This is a genomic window from Bacillus sp. TH22 (assembly GCF_016651015.1).
Lineage (GTDB): Bacteria > Bacillota > Bacilli > Bacillales > Bacillaceae_G > Bacillus_A > Bacillus_A mycoides.
This window is the reverse complement of sequence record NZ_JAEKER010000001.1, coordinates 1,707,642-1,726,157: the sequence shown is the minus strand read 5'-3', so window position 1 is coordinate 1,726,157 and position 18,516 is coordinate 1,707,642. Positions and strand designations below refer to the sequence as shown.

At 34.4% G+C, this 18,516-nt stretch carries 16 protein-coding genes and 2 pseudogenes; 16 read left to right on the top strand and 2 right to left on the bottom strand.

Going from position 1 to position 18,516, the window contains the following annotated elements:
* Positions 1–242: 242 nt before the first annotated feature.
* The 15 genes and pseudogenes from nrdI to JFU18_RS08650 all read left to right on the top strand — a co-directional run bounded on the left by nrdI (position 243) and on the right by JFU18_RS08650 (position 17,213).
* On the top strand, positions 243–602 hold the full coding sequence (gene nrdI / locus JFU18_RS08720; protein ID WP_000959445.1) for a class Ib ribonucleoside-diphosphate reductase assembly flavoprotein NrdI: 360 nt from the start codon (positions 243–245) through the stop codon (positions 600–602).
* Positions 589–1,287 (top strand): annotated as a pseudogene (locus JFU18_RS08715) (ribonucleotide reductase N-terminal alpha domain-containing protein); the annotation flags it as partial. The gene nrdI and the pseudogene JFU18_RS08715, both read left to right, overlap by 14 nt.
* A 401-nt stretch (positions 1,288–1,688) precedes the next feature.
* Positions 1,689–3,074 (top strand): annotated as a pseudogene (locus JFU18_RS08710) (ribonucleoside-diphosphate reductase subunit alpha); the annotation flags it as partial.
* 94 nt (positions 3,075–3,168) lie between these two features.
* The gene (gene nrdF / locus JFU18_RS08705; RefSeq protein ID WP_002011508.1) at positions 3,169–4,137 is read left to right on the top strand and encodes a class 1b ribonucleoside-diphosphate reductase subunit beta; all 969 of its coding nucleotides are present in this window, start codon (positions 3,169–3,171) and stop codon (positions 4,135–4,137) included.
* Positions 4,138–4,559: 422 nt separating this feature from the next.
* Positions 4,560–5,909, top strand: coding sequence for an APC family permease (locus JFU18_RS08700; protein ID WP_063219082.1), 1,350 nt, complete (start codon positions 4,560–4,562; stop codon positions 5,907–5,909).
* A 416-nt stretch (positions 5,910–6,325) separates the two neighbouring features.
* Positions 6,326–6,574: a biotin/lipoyl attachment domain-containing protein gene (locus tag JFU18_RS08695; protein ID WP_002011502.1), complete on the top strand. Its 249-nt coding sequence runs from the start codon at positions 6,326–6,328 to the stop codon at positions 6,572–6,574.
* 144 nt (positions 6,575–6,718) lie between these two features.
* Positions 6,719–8,848 carry a sigma 54-interacting transcriptional regulator gene (locus tag JFU18_RS08690; RefSeq protein WP_201034898.1) on the top strand — a complete coding sequence of 710 codons (2,130 nt, stop codon included), beginning with the start codon at positions 6,719–6,721 and terminating at the stop codon, positions 8,846–8,848.
* A gap of 269 nt (positions 8,849–9,117) precedes the next feature.
* Positions 9,118–10,611 (top strand): aldehyde dehydrogenase family protein, encoded by a 1,494-nt coding sequence (locus tag JFU18_RS08685; protein ID WP_201034899.1) that lies wholly within the window; start codon positions 9,118–9,120, stop codon positions 10,609–10,611.
* Positions 10,612–11,985 (top strand): putrescine aminotransferase, encoded by a 1,374-nt coding sequence (locus JFU18_RS08680; RefSeq protein ID WP_201032747.1) that lies wholly within the window; start codon positions 10,612–10,614, stop codon positions 11,983–11,985. It begins immediately after the preceding gene.
* Positions 11,986–12,178: 193 nt separating this feature from the next.
* On the top strand, positions 12,179–12,559 hold the full coding sequence (locus JFU18_RS08675; protein WP_002030586.1) for a GntR family transcriptional regulator: 381 nt from the start codon (positions 12,179–12,181) through the stop codon (positions 12,557–12,559).
* Positions 12,556–13,254 (top strand): ABC transporter ATP-binding protein, encoded by a 699-nt coding sequence (locus JFU18_RS08670; protein WP_201034900.1) that lies wholly within the window; start codon positions 12,556–12,558, stop codon positions 13,252–13,254. Before JFU18_RS08675 ends, JFU18_RS08670 begins: the two co-directional genes overlap by 4 nt.
* Positions 13,251–14,042 carry an ABC transporter permease gene (locus JFU18_RS08665; protein ID WP_201032748.1) on the top strand — a complete coding sequence of 264 codons (792 nt, stop codon included), beginning with the start codon at positions 13,251–13,253 and terminating at the stop codon, positions 14,040–14,042. The genes JFU18_RS08670 and JFU18_RS08665 overlap by 4 nt, the downstream gene beginning before the upstream one ends.
* A gap of 14 nt (positions 14,043–14,056) precedes the next feature.
* Positions 14,057–14,959, top strand: coding sequence for an ABC transporter ATP-binding protein (locus JFU18_RS08660; RefSeq protein WP_201034901.1), 903 nt, complete (start codon positions 14,057–14,059; stop codon positions 14,957–14,959).
* On the top strand, positions 14,959–15,735 hold the full coding sequence (locus JFU18_RS08655) for an ABC transporter permease (protein ID WP_201034902.1): 777 nt from the start codon (positions 14,959–14,961) through the stop codon (positions 15,733–15,735). Before JFU18_RS08660 ends, JFU18_RS08655 begins: the two co-directional genes overlap by 1 nt.
* A gap of 464 nt (positions 15,736–16,199) precedes the next feature.
* Positions 16,200–17,213: a CPBP family intramembrane glutamic endopeptidase gene (locus tag JFU18_RS08650; protein WP_201034903.1), complete on the top strand. Its 1,014-nt coding sequence runs from the start codon at positions 16,200–16,202 to the stop codon at positions 17,211–17,213.
* Between the two features lie 29 nt (positions 17,214–17,242).
* On the opposite strand, the gene JFU18_RS08645 is transcribed toward JFU18_RS08650, so the two are convergent.
* A complete protein-coding gene (locus tag JFU18_RS08645) occupies positions 17,243–17,425 on the bottom strand; it encodes a DUF3913 family protein (RefSeq protein WP_000707108.1) in 183 nt (60 codons plus the stop codon).
* A gap of 100 nt (positions 17,426–17,525) precedes the next feature.
* The gene (locus JFU18_RS08640) at positions 17,526–17,978 is read right to left on the bottom strand and encodes an Lrp/AsnC family transcriptional regulator (protein WP_012260600.1); all 453 of its coding nucleotides are present in this window, start codon (positions 17,976–17,978) and stop codon (positions 17,526–17,528) included.
* Positions 17,979–18,101: 123 nt separating this feature from the next.
* On the opposite strand from JFU18_RS08640, the gene JFU18_RS08635 reads away from it, so the two are divergent.
* On the top strand, positions 18,102–18,515 hold the full coding sequence (locus JFU18_RS08635; RefSeq protein WP_201032752.1) for a carboxymuconolactone decarboxylase family protein: 414 nt from the start codon (positions 18,102–18,104) through the stop codon (positions 18,513–18,515).
* Position 18,516 lies beyond the last annotated feature (1 nt).

Here is an 18,516-nt window from a genome sequence, read left to right as displayed (position 1 = left end):
TTTAAAAATAAGGTTAAATTCGTTGACAACTTTTTTGAAAAGCACTTTATTGACATGAGTTTTAGAATGTTGTTTCATAGTCTTTGTATTGAAAAAAATCGACGGTCATGTCGAAAAGTGAAATTTAAAAAAAGAAAGAATTTATACATATATCTTGTGTCTTATTTTGAAACGTAATACAATATATAGAGAAATCAAGAAACGACATACAGAGAATATAGATTGGAGAGGGAGGGTCGGAAATGTTAGTTGCATATGATTCTATGACAGGAAACGTGAAGCGTTTCATTCACAAATTAAATATGCCGGCCGTTCAAATTGATGAAGCTCTAGTATTAGATGAAGACTTTATTCTTATTACGTATACAACAGGTTTTGGAAATGTACCGGAACGTGTTTTAGACTTTTTAGAACGCAATAATGAAAAATTAAAAGGCGTATCTGCAAGTGGCAATCGTAATTGGGGAGACATGTTTGGTGCAAGTGCTGACAAAATCTCTACTAAATATGAAGTGCCTATTGTATCAAAATTTGAGTTATCTGGAACAAATAATGATGTAGAATATTTTAAAGAAAGGGTGCGGGAGATTGCGACACATTGAACTGAATAATGAAATCACGCAAATGCAGGACGGTTTTTATCAGCTTCATAAAGATAAAGAGGCATTAGAAGTCTTTATGGAAGAAGCTAGAGAGAATACCGTTCATTTTAATAGCGTGGCAGAGCGAATGGAATATATGAAAGAACATGATTACTATTACAATGTTCTGGACGAGTATAGCTTGGAGGAAGTAGAAGGAGTTTATAACATCGCTTATGGTGAAAACTTCGAGTTCCAATCTTATATGGCAGCATCTAAGTTCTATAAAGATTATGCGTTAAAAACGAATGATCAAAAACAATACTTAGAAAGCTATGAAGATCGTGTAGCAATTGTGTCATTATACTTAGGACGCGGTGATGTTGCGAAGGCAAAACACTTCGCAAGCATGATTGTAAAACAAAACTACCAACCAGCGACACCAACCTTTTTAAATGCGGGACGAAGCAGAAGAGGAGAAATGGTGTCTTGTTTCTTGTTAGAAATGGATGATAGCTTAAATTCAATCGGCTTTAACATTAATACTGCAATGCAATTATCGAAAATCGGTGGTGGAGTAGCTTTAAACTTATCTAAGCTACGTGCACGTGGTGAGCAAATTAAAGGTATTGATAACGCCGCAAGTGGTGTAGTACCTGTTATGAAATTACTTGAAGATTCGTTTTCGTATGCGAATCAGTTGGGTTAACTTTATGGCTCAACTATAAAACCAGGTCAATTGCTGGAACGCCTGAGTATATCAAGGTAGGATACTACGAAGAAATTACGTAGCGAACCCTGAAAATCCAAGATTGCAGGAAATCAGCAGCCGAGCTCCTAAATTTATTAGATAAGGAGAAGGTTCAACGACCAAGTGGCTATGTAGGTGACTAAGTAGCTCGAACCTGGCTTCTCAAAACAACCAAATTCAAAGGGTGTATACATTTATTATAGTTTATGCCATATTCATGTGCATCAAACATATGATAAATGGTTAAATGAAGAATTTGGCGAGAAGAAGATATGGTCTGAACTCTATAGCGATATAGAGAGGATAGCAGAAATGACTATCCCCCATACGTTTTGACGATATGGAGTAACAATATGCAACGAAAAGGTGCAGGTGCAGTATACTTAAACATTTTCCATTGGGATATTATTGAATTCCTTGATACCAAAAAAATAAATGCCGATGAGAAGAGCCGTATTCAGTCTCTATCAATCGGAATTATCGTTCCAAGTAAGTTCTTTGAGCTTGCTGAGAAAAACGAACCTTTCCATGTTTTCGCGCCTTATACAGTATTTAAAGAGTACGGAAAACATTTAGATGATATAGATATCGACGAAATGTACGATGAATTAATGAGCAATCCGAAAGTGAAGAAGAAGCCACTAGATATTAGTGCGCGTGATATGCTTATTAAAATTGCTATGATTCAGCTTGAGTCTGGTTACCCATACTTAATGTTTAAATCAAATGCAAATAACCAGCATCCACTGAAGGATATTGGAACTGTGAAGATGTCGAACTTATGTACAGAAATCTTCCAGCTACAAGAAACTTCTGAAATAAATGATTACGGTACAGAAGACATTATCCGCCGTGATATTAACTGTAACTTAGGATCGTTAAATATCGTAAACGTAATGGAAAATAAAGAAATTCGTGAAGCAGTTCATGCGGGAATGGAAGCTTTAACAGCTGTTTCTGATATGACGATCATTCCGAATGCCCCAACTGTGAAAAAAGCAAATGATGAGCTTCATTCAGTTGGACTTGGAGCAATGAACTTACATGGATATTTAGCAAAAAATAAAATCGCTTATGAAAGTGCTGAAGCGAAAGAATTCGCTCGTACATTCTTTATGATGTTAAATTACTACTCGATTGAGAAAAGTATGGAGATCGCTAAAGAAAAAGGCGAAACATTTAAAGACTTCGATAAGTCTGATTATGCAAACGGCACATACTTTGAAAAGTATGAAACGACAGATTACAGTCCAGTAACTGAAAAAATTCAGCAATTATTTGAAGGAATTCATATTCCAACAAAAGAAGATTGGACAAGTTTAAAAGAGCAAGTACAGAAGAATGGTTTATACAACTCATATCGTCTTGCAATCGCTCCGACACAATCGATCAGTTACGTTCAAAATGCAACTTCAAGCGTAATGCCAATCGTAAGTCAAATTGAATCAAGAACGTATGCGAATGCGACAACATATTATCCAATGCCGTATTTATCAAAAGATACGTTCTGGTACTATAAATCTTCTTATGATATGAATCAGTTTAAATTAATTGATTTAATCGCAGAAGTTCAAGAACATATTGACCAAGGAATTAGTACAATTCTTTATGTTAATAGTGATATTTCAACACGTGAGTTAGCACGTTACTACATTTATGCACATAAAAAAGGCTTGAAGAGTCTTTATTATACGAGAACACGTAAATTAAGCGTGGAAGAGTGCGTGGCTTGTACCGTTTAATATAAAAAGTGAGACATTATGAGCAGGGTTTTTCTGAACCCTGCTCATGCTTAGTTATCAATTTTTTATGTTTATTTAGAGAAGGGGCGATTTAATGCGTGCGGTAAACTGGAACAAAAAAGAAGATGATTTTAGTTTAATGTTTTGGAAGCAAAACATCGCTCAGTTTTGGACAGAAGAAGAAATCGCAGTGTCTTCTGACAAAAATACTTGGGCACAATTATCAAAAGAAGAGCAAATTGCTTATAAGCGTGTATTAGGTGGTTTAACACTTTTAGATACGAAACAAGGTGGCGAAGGGATGCCTCTTGTACTTGTTCATCTTGAAAATTTACAAGCGAAAAGTGTATTAGCTTTCATGGGCGCTATGGAAGAAGTACATGCGAAGAGTTACAGCCATATTTTCACAACGTTAGCTACTGAAGAAGAAATTGATGATATTTTTGAATGGGTAGATAACCATCCATTACTTGAGAAAAAAGCTGGTATTGTTACTAGTTACTATCGTCGCTTATTAAAGCCTGAAGTAACGAAAAAAGAGTTATACATGGCAATGGTAGCAAGTGTGTTCTTAGAAAGTTACTTATTCTATAGTGGATTCTTCTATCCACTTTACTTAGCGGGTCAAGGTAAATTGACGGCAAGTGGTGAGATTATTAACTTAATAATTCGTGACGAGTCAATTCACGGCGTATTCGTTGGTATTTTAGCACAACAAATCTTCACAGAACTTTCTGCAGAAGAGCAACAAGAAGTACAAACGGAAACGCAAGAGTTATTAATGGAACTGTATGAAATTGAATTGGCATATACAGAAGAAATTTATACTTCTATCGGTCTTGTAGAGGATGTAAATCGTTTCGTTCGTTACAATGCGAATAAAGGACTTATGAACTTAGGACTTGAGCCGAAGTTTGAGGAAGAAGAAATTAACCCAATCGTTTTAAATGGTTTACGTACAGATACGAAAAACCATGACTTCTTCTCTGTAAAAGGAAATGGTTACGTAAAAGCAACGAATGTTGAAAAGTTAGCAGACGATGACTTCGTATTCAATTTTTAATATAGTGTTATAGAAAAAGCTGTCTTTATAGAAAAGACAGCTTTTTTGCTATGAATAGTTTACATAATGTTATTATTTCATGGAAATATTTTAATCTTGTAAAAGCCCAATTTTTGAGGAAGTGGGAATGAAAAAACAGGGATTAAAGTTTTATTTTTCATATTTAGTCGTATGAGAGATTGAATAACTTATGTCAAAATGAATAAAAAATGAGAAGAAATGAGGTCTAATTCCACCTATACGTTCTTTTTACTATTGAATTTTTAAATGCTAGAAATTTTGGCTTAAAAATTGCATGAATATTTAAAAAGTAAAGGAAAGGGAGGTAATATGCGGTGTGAAATATAGTCATTTGAAAACGCTTCCTTTTGATTGTCGATTTTTAAATGGAAATTAGATAGAGAAAGTAGGAGGAATGATAGGTGGGGAAAGTAGTTGGTTTAAAACGTTCATTAGGGCTTTGGTCAATTGTTATGCTAGGGGTCGGGTATATGACACCGATGGTTGGGTTTGACACATTTGGAATCGTTTCTGAAAAAACGGGTGGTCATGTTCCAGGAGCTTATCTTATTGCATTAGCGGGGATGTTGTTTACCGCTGCAAGCTACGGAAAAATGGTAAAGGCTTTTCCTACCGCAGGATCTGCTTATACGTATACACAGAAGACAATTAGTGCAAGGCTTGGGTTTCTTGTTGGATGGTCCGCGTTATTGGATTATTTGTTTCTACCAATGGTGAACGCACTATTAACGAGAATTTATATGTCAGCATTTTTCCCAAGTGTTCCTAGTTGGGTATGGGTCATTGGCTTTGTTCTCCTGGTTACATTAATAAATATGATTAGCGTAAATGTTACTGCTAATTTCAATACGTTCTTAGTAATATTTCAAGTGTTAGTAATGGCCGTATTTGTTTTTCTAGTTATAAAAGGCTTATTAGCGGGAGAGGGAACAGGAGAAGTTTTTTCCATTCAGCCGTTTTTTCAATCAGATATACAAATATCACCGTTAGTTGCAGGTGCAACAATTCTTTGTTTCTCATTTTTAGGTTTTGATGCAGTAACTACATTTTCAGAAGAGACACCAAACGCCAAAAAAACAATTCCTCGAGCTATTTTTCTTACTGCTTTAATCGGCGGAGTTTTATTCATTACTACAACGTATTTTACACAATCTATTTTTCCAGATACATCTGTATTTAAAAATCAAGAATCAGCATCCCCAGAAATTGCGCTATATGTTGGCGGGAAATTATTTCAAGCTTTCTTTTTAGTAGGAACCCTTATGGGGACACTTGCGTCTGGTTTAGCTTCTCATACAAGTGTATCCAGGTTATTATACGTAATGGGGCGAGATAATGTAATTCCGAAGAAAATATTCGGATACATTCATCCTCGCTGGAGAACCCCAGTATATAATATTATTTTTGTAGGAATTATTTCGCTCTTCGCTATATTCATTGATTTAGAAACAGCAGCATCTCTTATTAACTTCGGAGCGCTTATTGCATTTACATTTGTTAATTTGTCTGTAATTTCTTACTATATAATCAAGCAAAAAAGATATAAGACGATAAAAGATTTCTTAAATTACTTAGTTATGCCTATTTTGGGCGCTGCTACTGTAGCCGTACTATGGTTTAATCTCAATATCCATTCACTTATTTTGGGACTTTGCTGGGCTGCTATTGGAATTGGGTACCTTCTATATGTTACAAATATGTTCCGTTCAGCTCCTCCGCAAATGCATTTTGAAGAAGCACAGGAAATATAAAGTGAAACTATAATCAGTGGGGGGGGTTCATCCCCCTCCGATTATTAGCCCTCACCAATCGGGCGTTTACGGGCAGCGGGGCTCCCACCTAACTTCTTTGCTCCAGCCGAATTTTGAGGTGGGAGTTTTACTGCCCACAAATAGCGGGATAAAAAAGAAAAAGACATCGGGAATGGATCCGATGTTTTTTTCTTTGAAGATTGGGTAACCATGCAGTATTGCATAATTCATTCAACGGTTCATAAGGAAGAGAGGCAAGTCTAGGGAGTATGGCTGATAAATGATGATCAATACAGTATTTTCATTTGGCACAATTATTGCTTTGTACAATTAGTAAAAATATAAAAGCGGGGTGTTTTCAGTCACAAAGGTTAGAAGAACAATATTAATAGAATAAAAGAAAGGGATGATTGATTATGTATTATGATATTATTACGAGTCCGTGTTATGGAATAATTGAAAAAGTGTCTATCGATAAGGATTCTCGAATTTATGAATGGGAGCCATTATTCGCTATTAAAGATATGAATGGTAAACTGGAAGTAATTAAGATGGGATGTAGTGGAGAAGTTCAATCTTTAGAAGTAGAAGCGGGAGATAAAGTAATTCCAGGTATGGTATTAGCTTATATTCAAGAAGATCTTTTCGTTAGTGGTAGTGATTAATGATAGAACTATGAGGAAGATGGAGGCACTCATCTTCCTTTTTTTATTAAATAAAGAAAGAAATGTTTTATTTTCAGATTAATTAAAAAAATCTGTATTTAATGATACAATACAAATTAAATAGTTCAAAGGAGGAATAGCAGCATGTTTTCCATCGCTCATACAAAAATTAGACCCATAGTTTCTCTACCTATCGATCAATCTGAAAAGGAATGGAATATAGATGTTAAAAATATAAAAGAATCGTTTCTATTTTTAAAAAGAGGAGAGAGATTATTTGCATACGTTCATGTGAAGGATCTGCTATCAAATAGTAAGGAATTAACTTCTAAGCTATTACTTTCAAATGCTGTTTCACTAGATACAATATGTCATCTTAGTAAAGATATTTCTTTAACAGCTCTTTTTCAAATTATTGGAGCGCCGATTGCCATAGTAAAAAATGAAGTGGATGAGCTAACAGGATATATAAGAAGAGAGGATGTTTTTGCAGAACTATTTAAACAAGAAAATCAGAGTGTTGATATATTGAAAATTATTTTAACGTCTATTCCAATGGGGATTTTTGTAGTAGATCGAGAAAAGAAAATTGTAAATTGTAATGAATCTGGTTTGAAGATGATTAAATCGACTCCTGAAAAAGTTATGAATGTACCAGCAGAACTGATTTTTAATGGAGAACACATTAATAACGTATTTACAAAGGGAAAAACGATCTTGAATCAATTACAAATCACAAATGAGATGGGTGTATTAGTTGACTATAGTCCGATTCCAAACTTTGATCAAAGTATTGAAGGAATGGTTATTATTGTGCAAGATTTGCCGATGGTCGAGGACATGGCGATGGAAATTGAATATATAAAGGATTTAAATAAAGATTTACATGCAATTTTGTCTAGCATTTATGATGAAATATTAGTTGTTAATCATAAAGGGGAATTAATTCGTTATAGTGAAACTGTTATCAATGATTTTTGGGGGAGTAATTTGAAGGACTTGTTAGGAAAAAATCTTTTAGACCTAGAAAAGAAAGGATTATTTAGTCCATCGGTTACGCGATTAGTGTTGGAAAAACAAAAAAAGGTATCAGTTGTACAAGAAACAAAAAGCGGAAGAAAAATATTAGCAGTTGGAAACCCTGTATTTAATGAAAACGGAGAGCTTCATCGTATTATTATTGCCTCCAGGGATATTACCGAAGCAACGAGATTGAAGACGGAATTACATGAAATAAAGAAGATATCAGAGCAATATAAGAAGGAGTTAGATGACTTTAAAAATAAAGATCGTTTTCTTAAGAAGCTTATTTACTGTAGTCCGAAAATGGAGCAAATTATTAACCAAGCTAAAAAAATAGCAGATTTTTCTTCCAATGTTCTTATTTCTGGAGAATCTGGCGTCGGAAAAGAAGTAATTGCTCAGGCAATTCATCAACTTGGAAACCGATCTTCAAAGCCATTTTTAAAATTAAATTGTGGTGCAATTCCAGAAACTTTGCTAGAAAGTGAACTATTTGGTTATACGAAAGGTGCTTTTACAGGAGCCGATAAAAATGGAAAAGAAGGATATTTTAAGCGAGCTGATCAAGGTATTTTATTTTTAGATGAAATTGGAGAAATGCCTTTACATTTGCAAGTAAAATTGCTTAGAGTCCTGCAGGAACAAGAAGTAATTCCTATTGGAAGTACAACACCTATGAAAATAAATGTACAAATTATTGCTGCTACAAATAAGAGCCTTGAAAAGATGGTCGAATCTGGAACATTCCGTGAAGATTTATTTTATCGCCTCAATGTAATTCCGTTGCGAGTTCCTTCTTTACGAGAGCGAATGGAAGATGTTCCGGTACTTGCCTTTCATTTCTTACAACAGTTAAATGAAAAATATAATAAAAATTATCATTTAACTCCAGATGCGCTTAGCTTACTAGAGTTTTACTCATGGCCAGGAAATGTACGTGAATTACAAAATATGATTGAACGTTTAGTAGTATCAGCAGACGATCCAGTAATTGAAGCGGAGTTTGTTAGTAAGTTTTTAACAACTGGTTATGACTTTAAAAAATCAAAACCAGCTATTACAAGAGTATTACCATTACAAGAAGCACTACATTCTGTAGAAGAACAATTGATTTTACTTGCAATGAAGCAGTACAAAACAACGACTAAGGCTGCAAAAGCTCTTGGAATCAGCCAATCTTCAGTGAGTCGTAAATATCAAAAAATTGTTAGTGAAAAAGGGATAGCGGCTGATATCATCTCTTATTCCTAAAAAAGGAGAAGGTCACATAGACTTCTCCTTTTTGTGTGCGCTCAGCATGTATATATTCTCTAGGAGTCAAGTCCCGAGTGGTGAAGGCGGTAGCGGAAATGATTAACATTCCGTTTTATGCAAAATGGAATAGTGTATGCGAGAGTGCATAAATTGTTTATTGTTTTTAAGAAAATAGTCAGTTTATGTATGATTCCTTTGGATTTTAAAGATTGGCATGGAAATTGCTTATAAATATATAAACGATCGATAAAGGAGGATTCAATATAGTGCTAGATTTAAAAATGTATGTAAACGGTGAATGGAGAGACTCTAGTGATCAAGAAAAAAGAACGATTATTAACCCTGCGAATGGCAAGGGTATAGCATATGCACCTGAGGGAACGATTGAGGATGCAAAATACGCGATAGAAGTGGCAAGAATGGCTTTCGATAGCGGAATTTGGTCAGCGACATCCACTGCTGAAAGGGCATCATATTTATTTAAAATAGCAGATGAAATTGATAAAAATATGGAAGAATTAGTGTACCTTGAAACAATGGATAATGGAAAAACATACCGTGAGGCAGAAGGAGATATTGGAGATGCAGCGGCTTGTTTTCGCTATTATGCCGGATTGATTACAAAGCCAGATGGTCAAACATATCATGTAGCCGATCCGATGCAAGCGATGGTTGTAAGAGAGCCAGTTGGTGTTTGTGGATTAATTGTTCCATGGAATTATCCGCTATTGATGAGTGTATGGAAAATTGCACCTGCTTTAGCAGCTGGAAATACAATTGTGTTTAAACCTTCTGAAGTGACACCAATCACTGCAACAAAGCTATTCGAAATCCTTGAAAAAGTAGGGCTACCAAAAGGTGTTGCCAATATGGTAATGGGGGCTGGTCCAATAGTAGGAAATGAAATTGCAGCAAGTAATAAAGTGGATATGATTTCCTTTACAGGTGGAACAAAAACAGGTAAGCACATTATGAGAACAGCGGCTGATAATATGAAAAAGATTTCGTTAGAACTTGGAGGGAAATCTCCAAATATTATTTTTGCAGATGCAGATTTTGAGACCGCTATTGATTATGCTCTATTCGGTATTTATGCAGGTAGCGGACAAGTATGTTCAGCAGGATCAAGAATCCTTGTAGAAGAAAAGATTTATGATAAATTTGTTAATAGTTTTGTAGAGCGAGCACATCAAATTAACGTTGGACCTGGTGATAATCCAGAATCAGAAATGGGGCCACTTGTAAGTCAAGAACATATGGAAAAAGTATTACGCTATATTGAAATTGGGAAAGACGAAGGTGCAAACGTTGCTTGCGGAGGTAGACGAATAATGGAGGATGGAAAAGGTGATGGTTTCTTTATTGAACCAACAGTCTTTGTCAATGTAAAACCTGATATGCGCATTGTCCAGGAAGAAATCTTCGGTCCTGTTGTAGTAATTCAAAAGTTTAAAGACGAACAGGAAGCAATTGAGTTGGCAAACGGTACAGACTATGGTTTGGCTGGAGGAGTATTTACAGTCGATGGTGCAAAAGCAATGCGCGTAATTCGCAAACTTCGCGCAGGAATTACGTGGATTAATAGCTATCACCCAACATACAATGAGGCGCCTTGGGGCGGATATAAGCAAAGTGGTATAGGTCGTAGTCTAGGAACGTTTGGTTTAGAAGAATTTCAAGAAATTAAGCAGATTAATATAAATCTAGAAGTAGAACCTATTGGTTGGTTTGCAAATAAAAAAAATGTAGAGGTGAATTAGATGGAAACGAACGTGAAAAATAAATTGAATGAGAAAGAATCAAATGTAAATGAGTATATTACGAAAGTACTACAGTTAATTGAAAAAGAAAAGGTTACTGAAGAAGAGGCAAACTGGATTCAAAAAGAAACAGTAGATGGATTTAGAGAGCATGTAAACCCTGGTTTTCTTGCTTATAGAAAAACAGTAACAAAAGATGGACAATTTGCAGCAGTAGAATGGTCAGATGAAGGATCTTGCTTCATGGATATTAATGGAAAAAAGTATATTGACTGTTTAGGTGGATTTGGAATTTATAATGTTGGTCACCGTAATCCGAAAGTGGTAAAAGCTGTAACGGATCAATTAAAGCGTCAAGCATTGCACAGTCAGGATTTACTAGATCCACTTCGAGCAATGCTTGCAAAGATTTTAGCGGATATTACACCTGGTGATTTGAAATACGCCTTCTTCACAAATAGTGGAACAGAAAGCGTAGAGGCAGCATTAAAACTAGCAAAAATGTATAGTGAACGAACAACTTTCATTGCTACAACGCGTGCTTTCCATGGTAAGAGCCTTGGTGCTTTATCTGGGACGGCAAAAGGAATGTTCCGTAAGCCATTTTTACCATTAATTCCGGGTTTCCGTCATGTTCCGTTTGGCGATATTGATATGATGAGAAAAACATTTGAGACATGTGCATTAGTGGGAGAAGATGTTGCAGCAGTTATTTTAGAACCAATTCAAGGAGAGGGCGGTATTATTTTACCTCCAGAAAATTATTTGAAACAAGTACGAGAGCTTTGTGATGAGTTTGGATCACTCCTTATTTTTGATGAAGTACAAACTGGAATGGGACGTACAGGAAAAATGTTTGCTGCAGAATTATATGATATCGTGCCGGATATTATTTGTCTTGCGAAGGCGTTTGGTGGAGGTGTAATGCCAGCGGGAGCTATTGTTGCGAAAGAAACAGTATTCAAAAGTTGGTTTGAAAATCCATTTATGCATACAACGACATTTGGAGGAAATCCTCTTGCATGTGCTGCTGCAATTGCAACAATCCATGTATTATTGGAAGAGAAATTACCGGAACGAGCTATGGAAGTTGGGGAGTATTTCTTAAATGGATTGAAACAAGCTGCAGAAGGGCACGAAGATAAAATCTTTGAAATTCGTGGTCAAGGTTTAATGATTGGGATTGAATTCCATAAAGACGAGATTGGTTATGAAGTGTCAAAGGCGATGTTTGATCAAGGAATTCTTGTTGCGGGAACATTAATTAACTCAAAAACAATTCGTATTGAACCATCCCTTACAATTAGTTATGAAGAAGTAGATACAGTTATTAATACGTTTAAATCTGTGCTAACTCAAGTAAAAGTAAAATAAATTTTGTATAAGGTTATATGTGAATTCAAACGATTGAAACTATAATTAGAATAGATTTACCTGTATGTTATTACAGGAAGGCAGTGTAACGAAAAGTTACACTGCCTTTTTATTACATTTTTCATTGTAAGTATTTACATATAATTTGTCTTAGTGTACTATTTAACTAACACACTAAGACAGGAGGGGAGAAATGAAAATCGAGTTTTCTCCAAATACACCAATTTACATTCAGGTAATGGAATACATAAAGAAAGAAATTGTAACGGGTCATTTATTGCCTGGCGATAAAATTCCCTCCGTACGTGAATTAGCGAGTGAATTACAAGTAAATCCAAATACGATTCAACGTACATTTCAAGAGCTAGAGAGGGATGGAGTTGTTGTAACACGTAGAGGAATGGGGCGATATGTAACGAATGAAGGGGAGAAAATTATGGAGCTGCGAAAAGATATGGCGAAAGAATTACTTCATTCTTTTATAGATGGAATGGACAATTTAGGTTTTTCAGAAGAAGAAATTCTTACAATCCTTCGTTCTTCATTACATGAGAAAAGGGAGGAGAGCGAATGACAGAGTTATTAAAAATAGAAAATCTATGGAAGCGGTACGGATTAAAAGCAGTGATCCGTGAGTTAAACATAGAGATTACAGAAGGAAAAATCGTTGGGCTTGTTGGAGATAACGGAAGCGGGAAAACGACGTTATTAAAAATGATTGCAGGATTGCAGCATCCTTCTGAAGGCAGCGTAGTAATTAACGGTAAAAAAGTAGGGTTAGAGACGAAAGAAATTGTTTCATTTATGTCTGATAAGCCAGTCTTTGATGATTGGATGACGGTAAAAGATTCTTTATTTTTCTATCGAGATTTTTATAAAGACTTCGACATTCAAAAAGCGGTAGATACGATTACGGAATTTAAAATACCGTTAGAAGAAAAAATTAAAGCATTGTCAAAAGGGATGATTGAGAAGCTGCAAATCATTTTAACATTTTCTCGAAAAGCGAAGTTATACGTACTGGATGAACCGCTTGGCGGGATTGATCTCGTTTCTAGGGAGCATGTACTTGAGCTAATCCTTAAATTTTATCGTGAAGATTGTACGCTGCTTATATCAACTCATTTAATAAGAGAAATCGAAAATATATTTGATGAAGTAATCTTTTTGAAAGATGGAGAAATAATATTGCATGAAAATGTGGAAGAACTACGATTTCAAAAGGGGAAAGCAGTACATGAGCTGTTTAAGGAGGCCTATGAGAAATGAGTCAGCTTTTTCTTTATCTGTATAATTGTAATAAGAGAAAAATAGCCATTATTTACTTCGGATTTATTACAGTTTCATTAATTCTTTTATTTAATATGAAAGGAGTTTCAGGAGCTAGAATTTCAGGTAGGCAAGATATAATCATTATTATATTTTTTATCGTACTAGGTATAAATGGATTCGCAATTCTTCTAACAGGTATATCGTCTTTTCGAAAAATGCTAAAAAACTCTATGTTACGTTGTACTTCTATTTCAGCACAAAAGTATATATGTGCAAATGTTTTATTTTGTGTACTACTCTTTATGATTTTGCTAGGAATAGGAATCATTTTTCTATACTATTTTTCTTTAAATGTTTACAATGGAAAAACAGATTTAGGTGTTCAGCAAGCAATCCACAGTTTATATGATTATGGAATATTACATCATATGTTATCTATTTTCTTATGGGGACTAGATTTTGTTAATATGATAGTTTCTATTTATTTAATTATAGTAATTACGAAGCTATTCAATGTGAAATCATCGATGAGTAAGATTGTTTGCGTAATCTTATTCGTTGTTTTTATCGCATTTAATGGGGGAATAACATATATCTTTCAGCAAATAGAAAAGTATGTGTTTGCCATAAATAATATTGGATTTATAGATCAAAACGGCTTTTTAAATACATCATTTTATTCTGGTACAGATATTACAGTTTTAAATCTATGTTTTAACTGTTTATTAACAATTATATTATTAGTAGTTACAGGGCGCATCATCGACAAAAAACTAGAAGTTTAAAGGAGGAATCATCATTGGGAAATGTAGTAGTGAAATTAGAAAATATCCGAAAAAAAATCGGTAGAACAGAAATTATTCGGGGCTTATCATTTGAGGTTCGTGAAGGAGAGGTATACGGATTCCTTGGACCGAACGGTAGCGGTAAGACGACGACAATTCGTATGATGACAGGTCTTATTTCTATGACAGAAGGTGATATTACAATTTGTGGTCATAGTATTCGCACAGAGCGAGAAAAGGCGCTAGAGCAAATTGGAGCGATTGTAGAAAATCCCGAGCTATATGATTATATGACTGGAATGCAAAATTTAAAGCATTTTGCGAACATGGCGATTACCCCAATTAGTAAAGAGCGCATCGCTGAAATTGTAAAGCTTGTTGAATTAGAGCATGCGATTCATAAAAAGGTGAAAACATACTCACTTGGTATGAAACAGCGTTTGGGAATTGCGCAGGCGTTACTTCATCAGCCGAAAATCTTAATTTTAGATGAACCGACAAATGGATTAGATCCAGCTGGTATTCGCCAAATTCGTGATTATTTACAACGATTAGCGAAAGAAGAAAATATTGCAGTCATTGTATCAAGTCATTTATTAAGTGAAATTGAATTAATGTGTGATCGGGTAGTTATTATAAAGCAAGGTGAGTTTGTACAAGAGTATAACTTACATGAACAAGCGAAGCATGATGAAACAGTTGTAGTTGCATTTGAAGTAGATCAAGTTCAAAAAGCGAACGAAATTATTAAAGGTAAAGTACAAGGAAATGTAGCTGTGGCATCTGTAATGAAAGAAGAGATTGCGCAAATTGTAAAACAGTTAGTGAATGCTGATGTACTCGTATACGGTGTTACTGTTCAAAATAAAACGTTAGAGGATGAGTTCTTAGCGATTACAGGGGGAGTGAAAGCGTAATGTTTAAATTAATTCAAAATGAATTTTTAAAGTTACATGCGAAAAAAGGTATGTACATTTTAATAGGTGTAATTGCAGCATTGGAGATTTTGGGAGTTTTAGCGATGCTGAAATGGGGAGGAGGAAATGAGTTTAAAGGATCATATTTAGATTTTGTAAGTTCAGAGATTGGTTTAATTACCTTATTTGCAACAATTTTTGGAATTACGATTGCGTCTCGTACAATTACTGATGAGTTCCAAAAAGGTACAATTAAGCAGTTATTAATCCGTCCGAGAAAACGAATTACAGTTTTGTTCTCTAAATATATTACAGTGTTACTTACTATATTATTTATCATATTTGCTAGCACGTTAATCTCAATGATTATTGGCGGGATTGTAATGGATGGTAGTAAAACAGGAGTAACGTTAGGAATCGTAATGAAGTCCATTTTATATCAAGTACTTTCACCGTTCTTCTTTGCAACTCTTTCATTTTGCTTAGCTAATGTATTTAGAAATTCTGTATTACCATTAATTATTTCGTTGTTCTTATTCTTCTTACAAAGTACAATTACAATGGTGCTTATGATGTTTGCTAAAGGTGTTGCAAAGTTTGTTGTATTCTCGCATTTAAATTTAAGTGTGTACGACAGCAATAAATTAGTAAGTGGCGGAGTAGAACCACCATTTACAGAATTTACGTTTACAACTTCATTATTACTTGTAGTTGCATACTTTGCTGTATTACTTGTAGCATCAAGTGTATTATTCCAAAAACGTGACGTATTATAGTAGAAAAATCCCCGTGTTAACGGGGATTTTTATTAACCAGCTTTTTTGATTTATGTAGCTTTTAAGTGTGGCAGATACATATTTACTTAGGAACATAATTGTAACTAAGTTGAAGAACATTGATATGGTATATCAAATAGGATCGTTATTATATAATTTAATACGTATATTATTCGGAATAAAGTGAGAAAAATAGGAAGATTTTCAACTATATTCATATTATAATTTAGTTATCCGGCCATTTGTGGAGAAGGGCTACCCATAAAATACTGATTAAAGTTTCACTTTATCCCGCATTAACGGGCAGTAAAACTCCCACCCAAAAATTCGGCTGGAGCAAAGAAGTTAGGTGGGAGATCAACTGCCCGTAAAAGCCCGATTGGTTCAACTAATAATCAGTGGGGGATGAACAAAACCCCCACTGATTAAAGTTTCACTTTATATCATCTCTGGAGGTGTTCCATATGCAACATGCATTTTCACGTATAAGGCTACGTAGTTTTTTTGGATGGATGATTATAGGGATGTTCCTGACGATGATTCCATTAAGGTTATCAGGTGCTTCTGACAATACGATAGAGTTGCTGTCACAAATATCAATATTTTTTGCATTTCCACTATTGTGGCTATATTTAAAAACAAGTAAAAATAATGTTGTTTTTAAAAGTTTTTTTGATAAGTCCGGACGTTTACATTGGGGGTTAATTGTATTAGCAACGATCATGGGAATGATTTTTGCAGTCGGTATATCCCAAATTCAATTTTATATTTTAGCACATACTTTACCTAATTTCTTAGTTACCATGTTAAAAGATGGAAATGTAATTAATACGAGTAACATATACATGACGATATTTACTTTCATTTCAGCATGTGTATTAGCCCCAATAATGGAAGAGGTTATTTTTAGAGGTTTTTTCTTGCAGCGAATGGCTTACAAATGGGGGATTAAACGAGCGGTTATTATATCCTCTCTTATTTTTGGACTAGGACATTTTGATGTTATCGGTGCTTTCATGTTCGGTGTTATTATGTGTCTTCTATACATAAAGACAAAAAATATATGGACGAATATTGCTGTGCATGCTCTAAATAATTTGATTGCAACGAGTATGCAATTTGTAGGTGGAGATGGAAGTGACGCAATCTCGATTACTGAATTACAAGCACAAAGTAATTTATGGATCGGCATTGGTCTTGTGATTATCGGTTTATTATGGTTCATTCCTTTTACTTGGAATCAATGGCGTACAGTAAAAGAAGTTGGTGTGCCACCGCTTCGTTTCATAAATGAAGAGAAAGTAGTGAATACATCAGAAGAAAATGAAATATATAGCCAAGTGATAGTAACAGATAGATTGATGGCTGTAGAACTACCTGATGACGCTGTAAATAAGCTTCGGTTAGAAGAAAATGATTATGTAACAGTTTCTGTAGAAGAAGATAAAATTGTTATAAAGAAAGCGCATAATAGATAATTAAAAAGTAGCTCCTAAAGAGCTACTTTTTAATTTGTAATAATCTCTACACGAAAATTATTACCGTTCTTTACATATTTAATATCTGTAACGATCCGAACGGTTTTTAGAAGTTCAACTTTTTCACCAATTCGAGGGATGGTCGGAACATTGTCCCAAATACCAAGCAAGTCATCTAATTGTGCCGTTTTTTCATAAAACCAGATTTTCAATGTAAAGCCCCTTTCTCGAACTTTATGTATTTTAATACATAATATATTATTTTTATTCTTATTGTAAGGGGTTTTTCAATAATTTATGAATAAAAATAAATTAATTTTCTGGGAAGATATGTTCAATGTCCGGAGTAAGAGCTACTTCTGATAATACGATATGAGAAACTGTCGTTGCATATGAAGAAACATCATTGATAAATTCTTCAAGTTCAACGAGTGAGGGAACAGAGATTTTTACAATGTAGCATAAGCTTCCTGTTACTCGGTAACAAAAACTTGCAGATGGATAAGACTGAATAAACTGTTGCATACGTGTTGTATCACCATTTTTTAAAGTGATTTCTAAAATACAATCTAAAACAAGTCCTGCTTTTTTATAATTGATATCGATTGTGTATTTTTGAATAATCCCTTCACTTTCAAGTTTACGTACACGTTCTGTAGTAGACGGAGCCGATAAGTTTACTCGTTTTGCTAATTCACGCATCGAAAGGCGGCTATCATTATATAATTCATTTAAAATTTTTCGATCAACACGGTCTAATTGCATTTGTAAATATACCTCCAGTAAAATGAAAATTTTTGTAAAGAAAAATTTAAAATTAAGATTCATATGAAATGTAAAGTGAACTTTATTTATTTTACAATAAAAAAGAAGGAAATAGGAGGGGAAATGATGGAGAGAATTACATTATCAAATGTAGGAGATACAAAGTTTCAAAAATTATTAGGTCATAATCCAGATATATTAAATTCGTGGAGTACGTTAGAGAATACACTGTATAGTACAGGGGCCCTTTCCATAGAGTTAAAGGAGCAAGTAAGAAGAACATTAGCGTTTGGGAATGAATGTCCGTACTGTATGGCAAAGGGAAAGCCGGATGATATACAAAAAATAGAAGAAATTAGCGTAGCCGTTACTTTTGCACATGCATTTGTTCATGACCAAAAGGCGATAGATGATAATATATTTCATATATTAAAACAATATTGGACTGAAAAAGAAATTGTAGAGCTTTGTGCCTATATTTGTTTTATTACTGCTTCGCAGCAACTTGGTTTTCTGTTTCAATTACAGCCCAATTAAT